The following is a 16,373-nucleotide window of genomic DNA, read 5'->3' as shown; positions in this document are numbered from 1 at the left end:
TGTCAGTCTGTAGAGCGACCATAAGACCAGAACAGAGTAAATCTGTTAAGGCAGGTGCGAAAAATCCTTCGGGAAAGAAGCAGAAACCCAAATCGTGAGGTTTGGGAATCGCCGTCCGTTTACGGCGGTGAGGATGTCAAGGGAGTTTGCTAATCAAAATCGGTGGCACTGGTCAGTCCTATTTCACTTTACGACAAGTTGTGACCAGTTTCCTGATGGGTAAAAACCCCTAACAAATCCTCTTAGGGGTTTTGATCTCAAATGTCGGGGTGAAGACAGCAATTCTAAATTTGCCCTGTAGCAAGGCTTTTGGGGGTTAGTTCCCATAATACGGGGTCAAATTCAATGGGATTGCAAATTTCATGTCACGAGTCTTCAGGCTTTTGACGTGATAGTACACCCAAAGTTGCCCCAAAAATCCCCCTTTAAAATGTTCTTTAAATCCCTAAAAGGCTTGCTATGTCTAAAACTGAGAATTGCTGGTTGCTAGTAGAGGCAAGATGTTGCCCAAGAATCTCCGCCCTAAAAGTGCGGAGATTGTCAATCCCCTGACGGTGGCTTCTAGCGGAACATTGCGCGCAGGGAACTGGAGAGTTGATTGGCTGCCCGTGCGGCCACCAATCCCGAAAGGGCGGCGACCACCACTGTGGCAAGGCAGGTTAGCTGGGCTGCCCCCGGGCCACCCACCCCCAGTACCATCGCCATGGCGGTCAGAGGTAGGCGATAGCCGCCAGCAATACCGGCCGCTGCCCCCGCCGCACCCGCCAGATCCCCCGAAATCTCAAAGGTGGTGGCGAACACCCGGCCACTGAGGTCGCCGATCGCCAGAAAAGGGACAAACACGCCGCCACAGCCCCCGGCTAAAACGGCAGCGGTGGTGGCCGCGGCCCGGAGCAGAGCTACCGCTAACAGATGGTAAGGAGTTGTTTTAATGTTTTCGGCCCAGACGATAGCGGCTCCCCCCGGTCCAAAAGCCGCTGCCGGAGTCGCCACCTGTCCGATCACGATCGCCAAGAATAGCATCACCAGGCCACCGATCAGGAGACGAGTGGCGGGCCTGTCCCGCAAGCCTCTGGCCCAGTAGATCGCCTCACCAGTGAGGGCTGTAATCGTGCCGGCGATCACTCCGATCAACAAAGTGGCACCCACCGCATCCCAGAAGTCAGTCGGGGCAACCTGCGGCACGACCAGCCGGATCAGTTGCAGCTTAAAGGCAGCGTTGACTCCCCATCCCACCAGTCCCCCGGCTAACATCGCCGCTGCCCGCTCCGGGGTGATCGGAACCTGGCGTCGCTGACTCAACTCAAACATAAAAAAGCTGCCCACCAGAGGGATTCCCATCAGAGCAGAAACACTGGCCGCACCGCCACCGATGGCCAGGGGCCGCACCAGTTGACCTAGGGCTGGATTTATGCTACCTAACCAGGTTCCCGTCGCCACGCCAATATGAGCTGCCGGCGATTCTGTTCCCATGGGCGCACCCAGTCCAACGGTGGAGAGGATGGCCAGGGCGCGCAAGGGGGCTAGATTCCAAGGGAACCGCTCTTCCGCGCCGGATGCGTTCACCACGTCACCGGTCAGGTCGGCGCGAGCAATGTCATGGGGGAAGGAGTACCAGTCCATGAGAGAACCCCAGCGACCAGAGGAAGTTGCCCCCCGGGGAGCTAAGGTCTGCACGGGTTGCCCCCTACCCAGTCCAAACAGGACTAGCACTGCTAAGGTAACGCCCACCAGAGGCAGCAGCAGTAGCCAGACGTTGCCTAGGTCAGAGGCAATCCTGAGGGTTTGCTTAATTGCCTCAGTCAGCAGTACCGCGGCCAGAGAGCCGATCAAACCGCCGAGCAGGCCGCCAACAGCCCATGGGCCTACCCTGGTTAACAGAAGTTGTAGTTTGTTATTTAGCATCGTGCCAAGAAAGTTAAACTTTTATCGTTCCTATAGCAAGTCCATTGGAGTGGTCAAGCAAAACACCCTGAAAGTCTTTACTATATAGTTAGTAAAAGTATAGTCAAATATAAACAGACTGAATTCTATTTGAGAAATTCCCTTCACTTTTACTTCGAGAGATTAATTCTCCTTGGCTGAACTACGCACCTCTCTATCCCATAGCTGAACGGATTTGGGAATGCTTTTCTTAGGATGTTGTAACTTGAAACCACTACTCAACGGATTTAGTATAAGTTAACATTTCAATTAGACGTTTATAAGGAATAACGACAAACTTTTGGGTGTTAGCTTTGCCTATGTTAGCCTTCTGTTTCCAGCCGTCATTTTTGCCAATAACTAAAGCAGATTGAGGGTGTGTTAGTCAAAATTAACACACCATTAATTTTATTTTTAAGTCAGAACTGTCCCAATTATGGGATAGATGTTTTAATTTCTTGCATAATCATCAACCTAAAAAGATTTAATTGTGTTCAAAGATTCGGTAACGTGAGCTTTAAAATCTAACATAGAATCAAAAATATGTCTGACGATTCCCTCTTGATCAACGATATAGGTAACTCGTCCGGGGAGGACGAATAGGGTAGAGGGAACACCGAATAATTTACGGACTCGGTTATCGCTATCACTTAAAAGGGTGAAGGGAAGATTATATTTTTGGGCAAATTGTTGATGAGATTGGGGACTATCGGCACTAATACCAATAACTTCCGCACCCGCATCGGTAAACACTTCGTAACTATCGCGGAAAGCGCAGGATTCTGCGGTACAACCCGGAGTGTCATCTTTGGGATAGAAATAAATTACCAGGGATTTTCTACCGATTAAATCGCTGACATTAACCGTTGCCCCTGTTTGGGAAGGGAGAGAAAAATTGGGAACTCGATCGCCTACTTTTATAGCTGCCATAAGATTAATTAATGAATGGATAATCGTGGATAGGGTGATGCTTTATATTCTAACCTTTTTTGGTCTTTTGTTTAGCCCGTTTAGCAGCAGCTTTGGCCGCTTTTTCTGCTTCAATGCGTTTTTGTTCGGCTTTTTGTTTTTCTTCGTCTAGTTTTTCTAGATAATAGTGATAATCTCCTGCGTAGGCAATTAATTCGCCCTCCCGAATCTCGACAATTTTGTTAGCTACCTGGGAGATAAAATAACGATCATGGGAAACAATTAAAACCGTGCCTTCATAAACTTTTAAAGCCGATTCTAACATTTCCTTGGCGGGAATATCGAGGTGATTAGTGGGTTCATCGAGAATTAATAAGTTAGCGGGAGCAAGTAACATTTTGGCTAAAGCAAGACGCGCTTTTTCGCCACCACTCAAAGATTCTACTTTTTTTAATACCGTTTCCCCACTGAATAAAAATCGCCCTAAAAGACTGCGAACTTCCACATCTTTCCAATCGGGAACTTCATCATGAATGGTATTTAAAACAGTTTTAGTTAGGTCTAAAGCTTCCGCTTGGTTCTGCTCAAAATAACTAGGAATAACGTTATGTTTACCGATTTCGATCGAGCCTTCTGTGGGAGGTTCTAACCCAACAATTAAACGTAAAAGCGTGGATTTTCCTGCACCATTTGGTCCTAAAAACGCCACTCGATCGCCCCTTTCTATTTCCAGATTTGCTCCCAAAAAGAGAATTTTATCATCGTAAATGTGAACAATATTTTTAATAGTTACCACTTCCCGACCACTACGCACTGCTGGCGGAAACTGGAATTTTAAGGTACGCACATCGGCAATTGGGGCTTCAATTTTTTCTACCTTTTCTAATTGTTTTTCCCGGCTTTTTGCTTGGGTACTGCGGGTGGCACTGGCCCGGAACCGATCCACGAAAGCTTGCTGTTTTTCTAGTTCTTTTTGCTGACGTTCGTAGGCACTTAACTGAGCAGATTGTTGTTCGTATTTTTGCTGTAGGTAGGCAGAATAATTACCTAAATAAGTGGTAGAAACTCCCCTTTCAGTTTCGACAATTTTGGTACAGAGACGATCGAGAAATTCCCGGTCGTGGGAAACTATGACCATGGGAGTAGTTAAATCCTTGAGGAATTTTTCTAACCATTCAATGGTTTCTAAGTCTAAATGGTTAGTCGGTTCATCGAGGAGTAAAATATCGGGAGTTTGCAGGAGAATTTTACCTAAACTCATCCGCATTTGCCAACCACCACTAAAGGAACTTACCAAGCGATCGCCGTCATCAATAGTAAAGCCCATTTCTGGTAAAATTTTCTCGATGCGCGCTTCTAATCCGTAACCATCTAACGCTTCAAATTGTCTTTGTAGGCGATCCAATTGATGAATTAAGCGATCTAATTCTTCGGGATCAGCTTTTTCCATGCGCTGGGGAATTTCTATTAGTTGATGGTGGACTTGATTCGCTTCTTGAAACACCGTCCAAAATTCCTCCCGTACCGTCCGACGGGGGTCCACTTCAAATTCCTGGGTGAGATAGCCGATATGGAGACTGGTAGGACGGATGATCTCCCCGGCCGTGGGTTCCACTTCCCCCATAATAATTTTCAGCTGGGTGGATTTTCCGGCCCCATTGACTCCCACCAACCCAATGCGATCGCCAGTTTTTACTTCCCAAGTGACATCTTTTAACACTTCTCCCGTCGGGTAAATCTTACTAATTCTCTCTAGTCGTAGCATCGCTGATTTTTCTCCAGTCCTAGGCAGTTGAGGCAGTCCGCCTTTATTGTAACATTTAGTTAAGCTTTACTGGTCTCTGTCAAGTTTTCTCGATTGAGCCACCTGACAGTATTTTTGATCTGAAAGAGATAATAATGTTTAATCCCTACCCCATAAAAAAAGAAACGGCTAGTTTGATCACCAAAGATGGAATTAGTTTAGCTGCCGATATTTATCGTCCCGATAGTAGGGAATCTTTTCCCATTTTACTAATGCGACAACCCTACGGAAAAGCGATCGCTTCTACGGTGGTTTATGCCCATCCTAGTTGGTATGCACGTCAGGGTTATATTGTGGTAATTCAGGATGTCCGGGGACGGGGAAACTCGACGGGAAATTTTAATTTATTTGCCCATGAAATTAGCGACGGATTAGAAACCATTGAATGGGTTTTAACTATTCCTAATAATACGGGTGTGGTGGGAATGTATGGTTTTTCCTATCAGGGAATGACTCAATTATACGCCGCTACTAATGGTCATGATGCTTTAAAAACTATTTGCCCAGCAATGATCGCTCACGATTTATATCGAGATTGGGGCTATGAAAATGAAGCATTTAATTTACAATATAATCTCGCTTGGGCAATACAATTAGCGGCGGAAACAGCTAGATTAAAAGGGGACGAAACTGCCTATCAAAAACTCTGGGTAGCTTCCCGAAATTTACCCCTTTTTGATCCTATTGCTGCCTCTCCCCAAATTCTGCAAGATTTAGCTGCTGATTCTTTTTATCACGATTGGATTACTCGTTATCTTCCCGATGACTATTGGCAAAATTTATCACCGCAAAACCTGTTAAAAAATATCGATTTACCGATGTTACATATCGGAGGTTGGTTCGATCCTCATCTCCGGGGAACTTTGGGTTTATACCAAGAAATGCAAGCGCGTTCTATCTATCCCCAACAGCTAATTATTGGTGCTTGGACTCATCTACCCTGGGGGAGAAAAGCAGGAGAGATAGATTATGGTCAACAGGCAATTAGTCCCGTGGATAAAATGCAGCTGCAATGGTTTGATTATTTCTTAAAAGGTCAGGAAGTGGAGTTATTTGAAAATCCTCCCCTGTATCTATTTCAAATGGGGTCTAATCAATGGCAATATCTGGATAAATTTCCAACAGAAAATCAGCAAATTTATTATCTTGCTAGTCAAGGTTTAGCCAATCTGCGCGAGGATGAGGGGAAATTAAGCGCGATTTTGTTAGAACCTGCGATCGAGGATACCATCGTTCACGATCCTTGGCGACCGGTCCCATCTTTAGGAGGTCATAGCGCCCTACCGGGGGGAATATTCGACCGCACCATGCTAGACTGTCGCAGTGATGTGATTACCTACACTTCTCCCCCCCTAGAGAAAGATTTAACGATTTTGGGCAGTCCCCGTCTGGATTGTTATTGTCAAGCAGATGCGGTTAGTTTCGATATCTGCGCGGTGGTTTCTCAAGTTACCCCCGATGGTCGGGTTTTTAATATCACTCAGGGTTATAAACGGGTAAATAATCCCGAATCGCCCCTAAATATTGCCATGCAAGCCACTTTTATCACTATTCCTCAAGGTCATAGCTTGCGTTTAAGTCTGAGTGCCTCTTGCTTTCCTGCACATCCCGTCAATGCGGGGACCGGCAGCCATCCCCACGCGAGTCGGGCGATCGATTTTTCTATTATCACAATTAAGGTTTTTTGTCAAGGAAATTTTCCTGCAAAATTGCTATTACCTTTAGTCGGGGAAAGCTAAACCGCTGCGGGGATCGCGAATGTATAAACCTAACACCAAAGAGGAGATAACCGTATCCCAGACGGGGGTGAATTTGTCCGCATCATCGGCCCAATAATCCATAGTAATTAAACATTGAACCCCGGAACCAATACCCACGGCAATGCGCGAATAAGCAGGCCGATTTTCTTGGGGGTCGATGAATTGAATTTGTACCCAAACAATGCGTGCGGTTTGGCGTTTTTCTTGGATAACTTCGCCAATTTCGTGAGGATTGCGGCTATCTTCACGAGCTAGTTTTTTGACCATTCCTTTCAGGGGCAATTCTTTCCAATCTCCGGGGGGAAGTAAATTATAGGAAACCTCTAAACGACAATCATCATCGGGGGGTTTTCTATCTAAAAAACGAAAGGAATTATCATCGGGTTCAAAATGCCAATCCTGAGGAACTTCAAAGCGAACTGCACCGCGACCAGCTACAAAAATACTGTTACCCGGACTAGATTTCCAGTTATGATCTGGATTTAAATCGAGGGTTTCTTTGATCCATTGCAGATTGTGTTTTTTGGATTTAGCCATAGGGATAATCCTGCGGTAAGAATCGGACTATAGCTGTCATTATACAGGCTTTTTCCTGGGAATTAAATAGGGTGCATCTCACTTTTGTAAATCTACTAAGTAAAACGTAGGGTGCGTTACTAACGCACCACCTATCATCAACTAAGTAGCCAGTTACAATCAAAGAACAGGAACTGAATCTCACTTTCGTAAATCTACTAAGTTGGGATTTTTAAAGGGAAACTCTCTTTTAAAATTGGGCGTTACTTCCGATTTTATCACTCAATCCAAGCTTTTGGGGGGTTCTACCCCCCAAACCCCCCGTTGGGGTCGTGGCGCCGCCCCCAAACCCCGGAGCGCATTAGTTTTTCGGTGGGATGCTTAGACGCGATTGTTCATATTTTTGTACCAATTTAAGAGTCACTGATAATTGCTGATTGTCGGTATTTCTGCAAATGTTGAGATGCACCCACCAAAACTTCTATCTCACCCTTAGGATAACTGCTGTATAATTTTTAGAAATCCCACAGCACGGGATTATCATCCAAGAAATCAGTTACCTGTTTACCAATATTATCAATTAATTTTAGGTCTTCTGGGGTTAAATTAATTGTCATTGCTTGAGCGTTATTAACTGCTTGAGCAGCATTTCTTACCCCAGCAATTGCATTAGTTTGGGGTTGTTTAATTAACCAAGCAAGAGATAATTGAGCTAGGGAACAATTATAGCGGTCAGCAATCGGTTCTAATTGATTTAAAGCCGCTTGTACCCTCTGAAAGTTTTCGCCATGAAAGAGTTTATTTTTAATTCTATGGTCCTCCGCTGCCAACTGATAACCGTTTCTAAATTTTCCTGTTAATAAACCCTGGGCAAGGGGAGAATAGGCCAGAATAGAAATATTATTTTCTATACAATAGGGCATAATTTCCTTTTCTACCGAGCGCCAAAACAGAGAATAGGGAGGTTGAATACTCTCAATTCTGGCGTATTGACCAGCTTCTTCCAGTTGAGAGCGGGAGAAATTGGAAACCCCTATAGCTCGAATTTTTCCCTGTGCTTTCAGATAATTAAGAGCGGCCATAGTTTCAGAAATAGGCACTATTTCCGTGTTCCATGAGCCACTAGGCCAATGAATTTGGTAAAGATCGATATAATCAGTTTGGAGGTTTTTTAAAGAGCGATGGCAAGCTGCGATAACTTGCTCATATTTGAGGTGATTAGCAAAAACTTTTGTGGCATAAATTACCTGTTCTCGCACATCGGCTAAAGCTTGAGCGACAATCAATTCCGAGTGACCTTCCCCGTAGATTTCGGCTGTATCTACAGTGGTAATTCCTGCCTCAAAAGCGGCACGAATGGCTTGAATACTTTCCTCATCTTCAATACCTGCCCACATCTTTTTTCCTGCTTGCCAAGTACCCACGAGAAGGGGAGTAATTTCTATATTAGTCTGACCGAGATAGCGTTTTTGCATAACAGTTTTTTTGATGGGTTAAGTATGCTTAGGGTTTCAGTCGGGTTTAGGGCTGAAAATCCCAGCTGAAGACGACTAAGGTGACAAGGATAAAAACTTTTACCGGTAGGGGTGTAAAGAACAAACTTAATAAGCCACAAAAAAGACCTAATAAGCGGGTACTGAGGCTAATTATTTCGCCTTGAACATTGTAGCTAATCGACAGGGCGAGTAGGGCTAGAGTAAGGAGAAAAATCATAGTTTTCTTTCCTGAGTCTATCGAGCAGAAAAGCCGTAAACGCTCACGACTTTTCGCCGTTTCTATATCTATTATTAGCTCGATTACTTAGCTAATGACATCCGGGTAAAGTAAACTTTTTTAACGGAAAAGATTAAAAAATCCGTTGAAGAGGCCTGTCAGACCGGTAAAGGGACTTAAAACCGTGCCGAGGGTGTCGGTAGCAGATGCCAGACCGTTACGATGAACCACAACCACATCATTATTGCGGAGAATCGGGTTAGTTTTCTCGTTGATACCCTGGGAAAAATCGATGTTAATTGAGGTTTTGGTGACGGTCCCGTTAGGATTGAGACGAATTAATTCCACCGTGGACTGATTGGCCCGACGCTTATCAAAGTCTCCTGCGGTTAAAATTGCCTGATTGAGAGGGGTATTGGGAGGAACTTCAATTGTCCCCGGTTTGACCACTTCCCCGACCACTTTCACGTTAATGGTTTTAGGGGCAAAACTAGCCGATGCTAGGGTTTCTGATTCTTTGGCCGAAATTTCGGTAGCAGTGGGGATAATCACCGTATCCCCTTCTTGAAGAAAGATATCGCCGGTCATATCACCTTTTTCGAGCAAACTCCAGAGATCTACGGGGATTTTCTGCTGGGAACCGTCACGAGTATAACGCAGCACTTGTACCTGTCGGATATCGGCCAGAGGTTTGATGCCTCCCGCTTGTTGGATAGCTTGGGTTAGTCGGGCCGGTTTCCTGGTGCCGCCGCGATCTTGGTCATTATTGTTGTTATTGTTATTGTTGGCAGTGGGGACAATACGATGGGACCCCGGACGATAAACTTCTCCCACCACAGTAACATTAATTTCTCGATCGCTATCTAGTCCAAAATTGGCATCGGCTAATTGATTGACTTCCCCGACGCTAAGGGTCGTTTTAGTGGGAATAACGATGCTATCGCCATCTCTGAGGCTAATATCTTGGGTTGTATCGCCTTTTTGGATTAATTGCCAGAGATTCGCTTGAATTAGCTGTTCTTGTCCCTTGAGGTTGCGTCGGATTTGAACTTGACCAATATCGGCCACCGTAGTCACTCCCCCCGCTTGCCGGATTATTTCGGTCAATAGGGGCGTTTTTTGGCTTTGTTCGGGGTTAATTGTATAAGTACCCGGACGATTGACTTCCCCCGCGATGGCGATTTGCAGAGGCCGGGGAGTGAGAATGCTAACAGTAACCACGGGACGCTTGAGATAGGTGGTGTAACGTTTGGCCAAGGTTTGGCCGGCTTCGGTGACGGTCATTCCCTCCACTTTGACGCTACCAATCAGAGGTAAAGTCAGGGTTCCATCGGCTAAAACAAGGAAATCGCCGCTTAAATCCGCGACTTGGTAAACGGTGACGCGGACTTTATCTCCTTCTCCTAGGGTGTACTCTTTGCTTTCTGCGGGGATAGGAGCAATCGCCTCTTGAGCGGGTGCAGGACTACTCGGAGGAGTGGCTTGGACTGGGCGAGCTTCTAAGGAAGTTAGGGGGGCAATAGTGCCGATAATTAATAGATAACGTAGGTATTTACTGATTAAATCCTGTAATTGGTTGCTATTTAACATGATCAATAGGATTAATTTTATCGTTAACATTGGCGATCAGTGTAGCACAAATAGTCGATCGCCTATGGAAACCCCGTGTAATATCGCATCTATCGAGAGTTACCGCTAACTGTAAGATAGTTTTAACGATTGCCTGTATGTAAAGGGGTATATTAATTTTATGACAGCTACTAGCACAATTCCCGATTTTTGTCAAGGAATAAAATATTTTGGGGGTTCCTTACCCGAATTTGATAAATATGCAGGAAAAGCCGCTATCGCTGAGGGAAAAACCGCTATTATTGCCGCTAATGACCCGAATGCTATCTATCAAACCCTCCTAGCCGCCGATGCTTTGCGTTACCTCACCCTACAAATCACCGCTACCAAAGAATCGGGACACCCCGGCGGTTTTGCCAGCGCTGCCGACGTGATTGCCTCTTTGATGATGTTAGGCCAGAAAAATATTTTCACCGAAGTGGGCCATCATGCCCCCGGTTTTTATAGTAACGTCTTTCTCGATCGCTCTCTCGAAGCCATGGGCATCAGCAACGTCAGGGAATTGGGAGAACGTTTTCGGGAAAAACACGGACTTTTAGGGCATCTTTCTGGACAAATCCCCGGACTGCTCGGGCCGGCTGGTCCTTTGGGCCAAGGACAACATTTTGCCATGGCGGCGGCCAAATTACACCCTAATACCCTTTTCCCTGTGACTATCGGGGATGGTGGTTTAGGAGAACCCTACATTATGAGTAGTTTTGGTCATTTTCACACTGCTTACCCTGAAATTACCAATTTTCTACCGATTTTAGTCTGGAATGGCTATTCCCAAGAACACCATAGCATGGTGTCCCTGAAAACTAACGCCGAAATGGAAGCCTATTGGCGCGGTAATGGTTTCGAGGAAGTGATTCTCATTAATGCCAAAGACTTCGATAATGCTCATCAAAATGGGGAATATGTAGATAGCACCAAATTCTCTTTTAACCAGCGTCTGGAGTTCATGAAAGCGGTGTTAATGGCCACGGATAAAGCCGCCCAATTAGCTTTAGGAGGTAAACTAACCGTTATCATTATTAAACAACTTAAAGGGGCGGGAGTTCACAAACGGGGAGCGGCTTCCCATAATCTTTATCCAGGAGATTCTTTAGAAAAAGATTATATCGTTGCTGCCTTACAGGAACGCGCTTTACCCCCTGAAGCTTGGGCAATTGTTCGTACTAATTTCGAGCGCTCTGGAGGGGGTCCGGCAGTGGAAACAGTGGTAACGGAAAAAGTCTTCCCGCTGCCGGATTTAGGAACCTTACCGATGACGGAATATACTGTGGGTGGTGATAAAAAAGTAGCCACCACTGCCATGGGGGAATTAGTGGTAGCTGTGGGTAAAGCTGACCCCAATTTTGTCGTCACTAATGCTGATGGTAATGCCGCTTCGGGAATTAATAATATTAACGTCGGTTTAAAGATTATTCACCCCACCAGCGATGATACCTATTTCCAAGCACCTAACGGTCAAGTTTATGAGCCTTTAAGCGAGGATGCCTGTGCTGGATTAGCCGTCGCTTTATCTCTCTTGGGAGCGCGGACTTTATGGTGTTCCTACGAGTCTTTTGCTATCAATGGTTTACCGATTTGGCAGACTGTAACCCAAGCGATGGCCGAGTTACGTCGTCCCACCCCTTCTACTATTACTTTATTCACCGCTGGAGCCTTAGAGCAAGGGCGTAATGGTTGGACACACCAACGCCCAGAGATTGAAAATTATTTCGCCGCTATGATGCGAAATGGTAATATTTTTCCTCTCTTTCCCTGCGATGCTAACAGTATTCAAGTCTGTTATGAATGGGCTTTAGGAACTATCAATAAAGGCATTACAATCACCGCTAGTAAATCGCCTTTACTGGTACGAACCACTTTTGAGCAAACCCGTCAAGCTTTAGAAAAAGGCGGCGTAATTCTCCACGAATCGGAAGGCAGTAAAAAAGTTGTTTTTGCCGTCATTGGTGATATGACTTTATTACCCGTCTTTGAGTCTGCACAACAGTTAGAAGCAGCGGGAATCGGTGTAAAAATCGTCTCGGTAATTAATCCCCGTCGTCTCTACCGTCCTAGCGATGTGATGAGTGAAACTAGCTCGGCAGCTGATAATAATTTCCTCGATGATGCTGGTTTTGACAGTCTCTTTGCCGGTGATGCTTTAATCGGAGTAACCGGTGGTACAAGCGCCATGTTAGAACCGATTATGTTACGCAGTAATGCGCGTCGGGATGTCTTCGCTTGGAAACGGGGAGAAACCACCGCCAGTGCCGGGGAAATTATGGCCTATAATGGTTTGACTGCCAATGCTTTAACTGCCCGTGCTACCCAGTTATTAGGCTAAGTTCCCAGTTAGTTTTTTTGATTATTCCCTACTCTCTCTGATTGGAAAGTAGGGATTTTTTCTCAGGTCACTTTCGCCAACGGAGTAAACTTTTAATAATTTTCCATAGGCGAGGATATTGGAGGGATAGATAGCGCTTAATATGGGATTTTAAACTAACTAAATCCTGAGATTCTTTCAGTTCTCTATCTTGATAAAAACGAATTAAATCATCCCGTCTTTTCAGTAAAATTTTAATTTGTTGGTAATCTTCTGAGCTTAAAACTTGATAGGGTTGAATATTTTCTGGCAGCGGGCGCGGGATGTAAAAAGTTGTATGAGATGGTGATAATTCCTGGTCTGGACGTTCTTTGGTATAGAGATAGATAGACAGAGATTTACGCGATAAATGCCGTTTATTTTCTGGTAAATTAATCTGAGAAAATCCATGCCATGAATATTCATTGGTTTCAAAAATAAGACAACGATTAAAGATAGGTACAAAAGATTTAATCTTATTTTCTTCCGGTTGACGTGGATTGGAATGTAACTCTAGATTACCTCCCCAATCTGCTTGCCATTGGGGATTTAAATAGATTAATAAATTCAAGCGGCGATGATACCAATGACGCTCATCGAGGTTAAAATCAATGTGAGGGTCTAATTCTTGACCCTGTAAATTTTCGTGGGTTCCACCCCCATAAAAACTAGGGTCTGGAATTAAATTATCAACACCGGTTAATTCGGAAATTAACTCTAAAAACTCTTGAGCTTGAACGTGGCGGGCAAACTGTTGATAAACACCCCCTAAACCGATTAAATCCTCATTAACCGCCTTCCCGCCAACTTTTCCTAACTCACTAATGGCTTTTTGCGGCTTAAAACTGGGAAAATTTTCCAGCAAAATTTGCGCTTGCTCCCCAACTAAAAAATTATCGATGACCAAATGCTTAAACGGTTGCGCTGTCTCAAAATCTTGACGATAGACAGAGGATTTCTCATAAACAAGGGGATTAATAAACATTAGACAGCTTTTTTGTTGGTATGATAAATTGTAGCAATCAGACTAGCAAAATAAAGATTAACTCTCCTATTGACCTCATCGCCTATGGACTGGTGGCACAAACTCAAAGATAATCCTCTCGCCCGTTGGGGAGCAGTTTTACTGTTAATCTTCTATTTAAGCGTAATGGCGGCGGATTTTGTCGCTCCCTACTCTCCCTACTCCTCCCAACCCGGTCAGTCTCTCCTACCCCCCACCCAAATCTTTTGGCGCTCGCAGTCGGGAAGTAACAAGGGTGAGTGGATTGGCCCCCACGTCTATCCCACCACTCAAAGTGCTATTAATATAGAAACTGGTGAGCGGAAGCTAATGAGAGATTTTAACAAACCCTTGCCGCTGCGTCTCTTGGTTAAGGGTGAAACCTATAATTTCGGTCAAATTCGCCTACCTTTGCCGCCAAAATGGCAGGAAGTAACTTTATTCCCCGGTATCCCTTTTGATCTCCATCTGTTCGGAGTCATCGGCGATGGTAGAATCAATATATTGGGAACTGACGAATCGGGACGCGATAGTTTTAGTCGCTTGATTTTCGGGGGCAGAATTAGTTTATTTATCGGTTTGGTCGGGATTTTAATTTCTTTCCCTATCGGTTTATTTGTCGGTGGCGTTTCTGGCTATTTTGGCGGTTGGTTAGATGCGATTTTAATGCGTTTTGTGGAAGTTTTAATGACTATCCCCGGCATATATTTACTCGTGGCCCTAGCGGCCGTTTTACCCGCAGGATTAACCAGCACCCAACGCTTTTTATTAATCGTCCTGATTACTTCTTTTATCAGTTGGTCGGGATTAGCGCGGGTAATTCGCGGTCAAGTTTTATCCCTGAAAGAACAGGAATTTATTCAGGCCGCTAAAGCTATGGGAGCAAAACCACTTTATATTATTCTGCGTCATGTGCTGCCCCAAACTGCCAGTTATATCATTATTTCTGCTACGTTAGCCGTGCCTGGTTTTATCGTGGCCGAATCGGTTTTAAGTTTAATTGGTTTGGGAATTCAACAACCAGATCCTAGTTGGGGAAATATGCTTTCTCTGGCTACCAATGCCTCAATTATTGTTCTACAACCCTGGTTAATTTGGCCAGCTGCTTTGTTAATTATTCTCACCGTTTTAGCTTTTAATTTACTCGGTGATGGTTTACGCGATGCCCTAGATCCTCGCAATTTAGAGAGATAATTTAGTTATTTTAGCCATTATTCAGTTATCAGTTATCAGTTATCAGTTATTAGTTCACTGATTACTGTTTACTGTTCACTGATAACTGAAAAGTCTCCCCACTTTCCCACTTCCCATTATGAATAAAATCAGTAAAACTTTTAATAATTTCGCCGATAGTTTGGTGATTTATAGTCAAAGATACGGGAAAATAAGCTGGTTAATATTTTTAATTATCTTTGCTTTTATCATGACGATAACCTTTAATTTTCCCGCACAATCGACCAATCAACCCCAAGAAAAAGCCGAAATTCGTGGAGTTTGGTTAACTAATATCGATAGTGAGGTATTATTTAAACCAGCAACCCTAAAAGATGCCCTGGATAGGTTGGCCGATTTAAACTTTAACACCATTTATCCCACGGTCTGGAATTGGGGTTATACACTCTATCCTTCTAAGGTAGCAGAAAAAGTTACTGGACGAGCGATCGATCCCCATGAATCTTTAAAAAATCGCGACTTTTTAGAGGAAATAATTAGCCAAGGTCATCGGAAAAAATTAAGAATTATTCCCTGGTTTGAATTTGGTTTTATGGCTCCTGCGGATTCAGAATTAGCCAAACGACATCCCGATTGGTTAACCCAAAGACAGGATAAAAGTGTGATTTGGTGGGAAGGAAAAGTGCATCAACGGGTGTGGTTAAATCCCTTACATCCGCAAGTACAAAACTTTATTACGGATTTAGTCAGCGAGATTATTACTAACTACGATATAGAAGGAATTCAGTTTGATGACCATTTTGGTTATCCCACCGATTTTGGCTATGATGAAACCACGATTAAACTCTATCAAAGGGAACATTCGGGACAATTACCACCGCAAGATTACCAAGATAAAGCATGGATTCAATGGCGGGCCGATAAAATTACTGACTATATGAATAGTTTAGCCCAGATGATTAAAAAGCGCCAACCTACAGCGATTATTTCCCTATCTCCTAATCCCTACACTTTCTCCCTAGAATCCTATCTTTTAGATTGGCAAAAATGGCAACAAAAAAACTTGATTGATGAGTTAATAATACAAGTGTATCGAACTGATATGAACGCCTTTGACTGGGAATTATCGCAACCAGAATTACAGCAAGCTAGAGAATCTATCCCCGTGGCTATTGGGATTTTATCTGGTTTAAAAGGTCGTCCGATTCCGATGGTTAATATTACTCAACAAGTGGAAAAATCGAGACAACAAAATTTTGGTGTTTCTTTCTTTTTCTACGAAACTTTATGGAATATGAGTAATGAATCTCCTTCCTATCGACGCAGGATTTTTCGAGAAATACTCCAGTCTGCTAATCCTCGCTAAAATTAGGGAAAATTGCTGACTTTCAGCTAAATTATTGCCCTAACCCGGCTATAGTTTCTTAAGTTTATCTTTAAATTAAGTAGGGAGGCACAATTATTTGTAGGATGGGTTAGCAGTAGCGTAACCCATGCGGGCGTTGGGTTTCATGCTTCAACCCAACCTACGTTTATCTCATATTTAATTCTACCCACCTACTTAAGAAAAAGCAGCAGGGAGAAACTAAAATCGCTAGAATGAAA

At 44.1% G+C, this 16,373-nt stretch carries 12 protein-coding genes; 4 read left to right on the top strand and 8 right to left on the bottom strand.

Translation table 11 applies throughout. From position 1 onward, the window contains the following. Positions 1-561 precede the first annotated feature (561 nt). The 3 genes from IM500_RS12330 to IM500_RS12320 form a co-directional block, all read right to left on the bottom strand. Positions 562-1,905, bottom strand: a complete 1,344-nt coding sequence (locus IM500_RS12330) for a chloride channel protein (RefSeq protein ID WP_190718633.1) — start codon at positions 1,903-1,905, stop codon at positions 562-564. Positions 1,906-2,397: 492 nt separating this feature from the next. After that, positions 2,398-2,853 (bottom strand): peroxiredoxin, encoded by a 456-nt coding sequence (locus IM500_RS12325; RefSeq protein WP_190718636.1) that lies wholly within the window; start codon positions 2,851-2,853, stop codon positions 2,398-2,400. A gap of 49 nt (positions 2,854-2,902) precedes the next feature. Further along, positions 2,903-4,597 (bottom strand): ABC-F family ATP-binding cassette domain-containing protein, encoded by a 1,695-nt coding sequence (locus IM500_RS12320; RefSeq protein ID WP_147069359.1) that lies wholly within the window; start codon positions 4,595-4,597, stop codon positions 2,903-2,905. 134 nt (positions 4,598-4,731) lie between these two features. Here IM500_RS12320 and IM500_RS12315 point away from each other — a divergent pair, with 134 nt between their 5' ends. Continuing rightward, entirely contained in the window at positions 4,732-6,375 is a 1,644-nt protein-coding gene (locus tag IM500_RS12315; RefSeq protein ID WP_287738535.1) for a CocE/NonD family hydrolase, read from the top strand. Here the strand turns inward: IM500_RS12315 and IM500_RS12310 are convergent. From IM500_RS12310 to IM500_RS12295, 4 genes are all read right to left on the bottom strand, one after another. Beyond that, a complete protein-coding gene (locus IM500_RS12310) occupies positions 6,358-6,933 on the bottom strand; it encodes an Alr1449 family protein (RefSeq protein WP_190718642.1) in 576 nt (191 codons plus the stop codon). The genes IM500_RS12315 and IM500_RS12310 overlap by 18 nt on opposite strands. Before the next feature lie 494 nt (positions 6,934-7,427). Continuing rightward, positions 7,428-8,387: an aldo/keto reductase gene (locus IM500_RS12305; protein WP_287738533.1), complete on the bottom strand. Its 960-nt coding sequence runs from the start codon at positions 8,385-8,387 to the stop codon at positions 7,428-7,430. A 46-nt stretch (positions 8,388-8,433) separates the two neighbouring features. Next, the gene (locus IM500_RS12300) at positions 8,434-8,625 is read right to left on the bottom strand and encodes a hypothetical protein (protein WP_002795737.1); all 192 of its coding nucleotides are present in this window, start codon (positions 8,623-8,625) and stop codon (positions 8,434-8,436) included. Positions 8,626-8,745: 120 nt separating this feature from the next. Next, the gene (locus IM500_RS12295; RefSeq protein WP_190718648.1) at positions 8,746-10,245 is read right to left on the bottom strand and encodes a polysaccharide biosynthesis/export family protein; all 1,500 of its coding nucleotides are present in this window, start codon (positions 10,243-10,245) and stop codon (positions 8,746-8,748) included. Between the two features lie 130 nt (positions 10,246-10,375). Here IM500_RS12295 and IM500_RS12290 point away from each other — a divergent pair, with 130 nt between their 5' ends. Next, entirely contained in the window at positions 10,376-12,574 is a 2,199-nt protein-coding gene (locus IM500_RS12290) for a phosphoketolase family protein (protein ID WP_190718651.1), read from the top strand. 67 nt (positions 12,575-12,641) lie between these two features. Here IM500_RS12290 and IM500_RS12285 read toward each other — a convergent pair whose 3' ends face one another. Continuing rightward, positions 12,642-13,577: a 2OG-Fe(II) oxygenase gene (locus IM500_RS12285; protein WP_190718655.1), complete on the bottom strand. Its 936-nt coding sequence runs from the start codon at positions 13,575-13,577 to the stop codon at positions 12,642-12,644. 84 nt (positions 13,578-13,661) lie between these two features. Between IM500_RS12285 and IM500_RS12280 the strand changes: the two genes are divergently transcribed. After that, on the top strand, positions 13,662-14,789 hold the full coding sequence (locus IM500_RS12280; RefSeq protein ID WP_079207658.1) for an ABC transporter permease: 1,128 nt from the start codon (positions 13,662-13,664) through the stop codon (positions 14,787-14,789). A 118-nt stretch (positions 14,790-14,907) separates the two neighbouring features. After that, positions 14,908-16,134 (top strand): glycoside hydrolase family 10-like protein, encoded by a 1,227-nt coding sequence (locus IM500_RS12275; RefSeq protein ID WP_190718658.1) that lies wholly within the window; start codon positions 14,908-14,910, stop codon positions 16,132-16,134. The last annotated feature ends 239 nt before the right edge of the window (positions 16,135-16,373 follow it).

Source organism: Microcystis sp. M179S2, from assembly GCF_020245805.1.
Lineage (GTDB): Bacteria > Cyanobacteriota > Cyanobacteriia > Cyanobacteriales > Microcystaceae > Microcystis > Microcystis aeruginosa.
Note: the sequence above shows the minus strand (reverse complement) of the source record. Positions and strands in the feature narration are given on the sequence as shown.

Coding starts and splice junctions, on each gene's coding strand:
- IM500_RS12305 (WP_287738533.1), bottom strand. CDS start 8,387: ATGCAAAAACGCTATCTCGGTCAGACTAATATAGAAATTACTCCCCTT.
- IM500_RS12320 (WP_147069359.1), bottom strand. CDS start 4,597: ATGCTACGACTAGAGAGAATTAGTAAGATTTACCCGACGGGAGAAGTG.
- IM500_RS12290 (WP_190718651.1), top strand. CDS start 10,376: ATGACAGCTACTAGCACAATTCCCGATTTTTGTCAAGGAATAAAATAT.
- IM500_RS12325 (WP_190718636.1), bottom strand. CDS start 2,853: ATGGCAGCTATAAAAGTAGGCGATCGAGTTCCCAATTTTTCTCTCCCT.
- IM500_RS12300 (WP_002795737.1), bottom strand. CDS start 8,625: ATGATTTTTCTCCTTACTCTAGCCCTACTCGCCCTGTCGATTAGCTAC.
- IM500_RS12330 (WP_190718633.1), bottom strand. CDS start 1,905: ATGCTAAATAACAAACTACAACTTCTGTTAACCAGGGTAGGCCCATGG.
- IM500_RS12280 (WP_079207658.1), top strand. CDS start 13,662: ATGGACTGGTGGCACAAACTCAAAGATAATCCTCTCGCCCGTTGGGGA.
- IM500_RS12295 (WP_190718648.1), bottom strand. CDS start 10,245: ATGTTAACGATAAAATTAATCCTATTGATCATGTTAAATAGCAACCAA.
- IM500_RS12315 (WP_287738535.1), top strand. CDS start 4,732: ATGTTTAATCCCTACCCCATAAAAAAAGAAACGGCTAGTTTGATCACC.
- IM500_RS12310 (WP_190718642.1), bottom strand. CDS start 6,933: ATGGCTAAATCCAAAAAACACAATCTGCAATGGATCAAAGAAACCCTC.
- IM500_RS12275 (WP_190718658.1), top strand. CDS start 14,908: ATGAATAAAATCAGTAAAACTTTTAATAATTTCGCCGATAGTTTGGTG.
- IM500_RS12285 (WP_190718655.1), bottom strand. CDS start 13,577: ATGTTTATTAATCCCCTTGTTTATGAGAAATCCTCTGTCTATCGTCAA.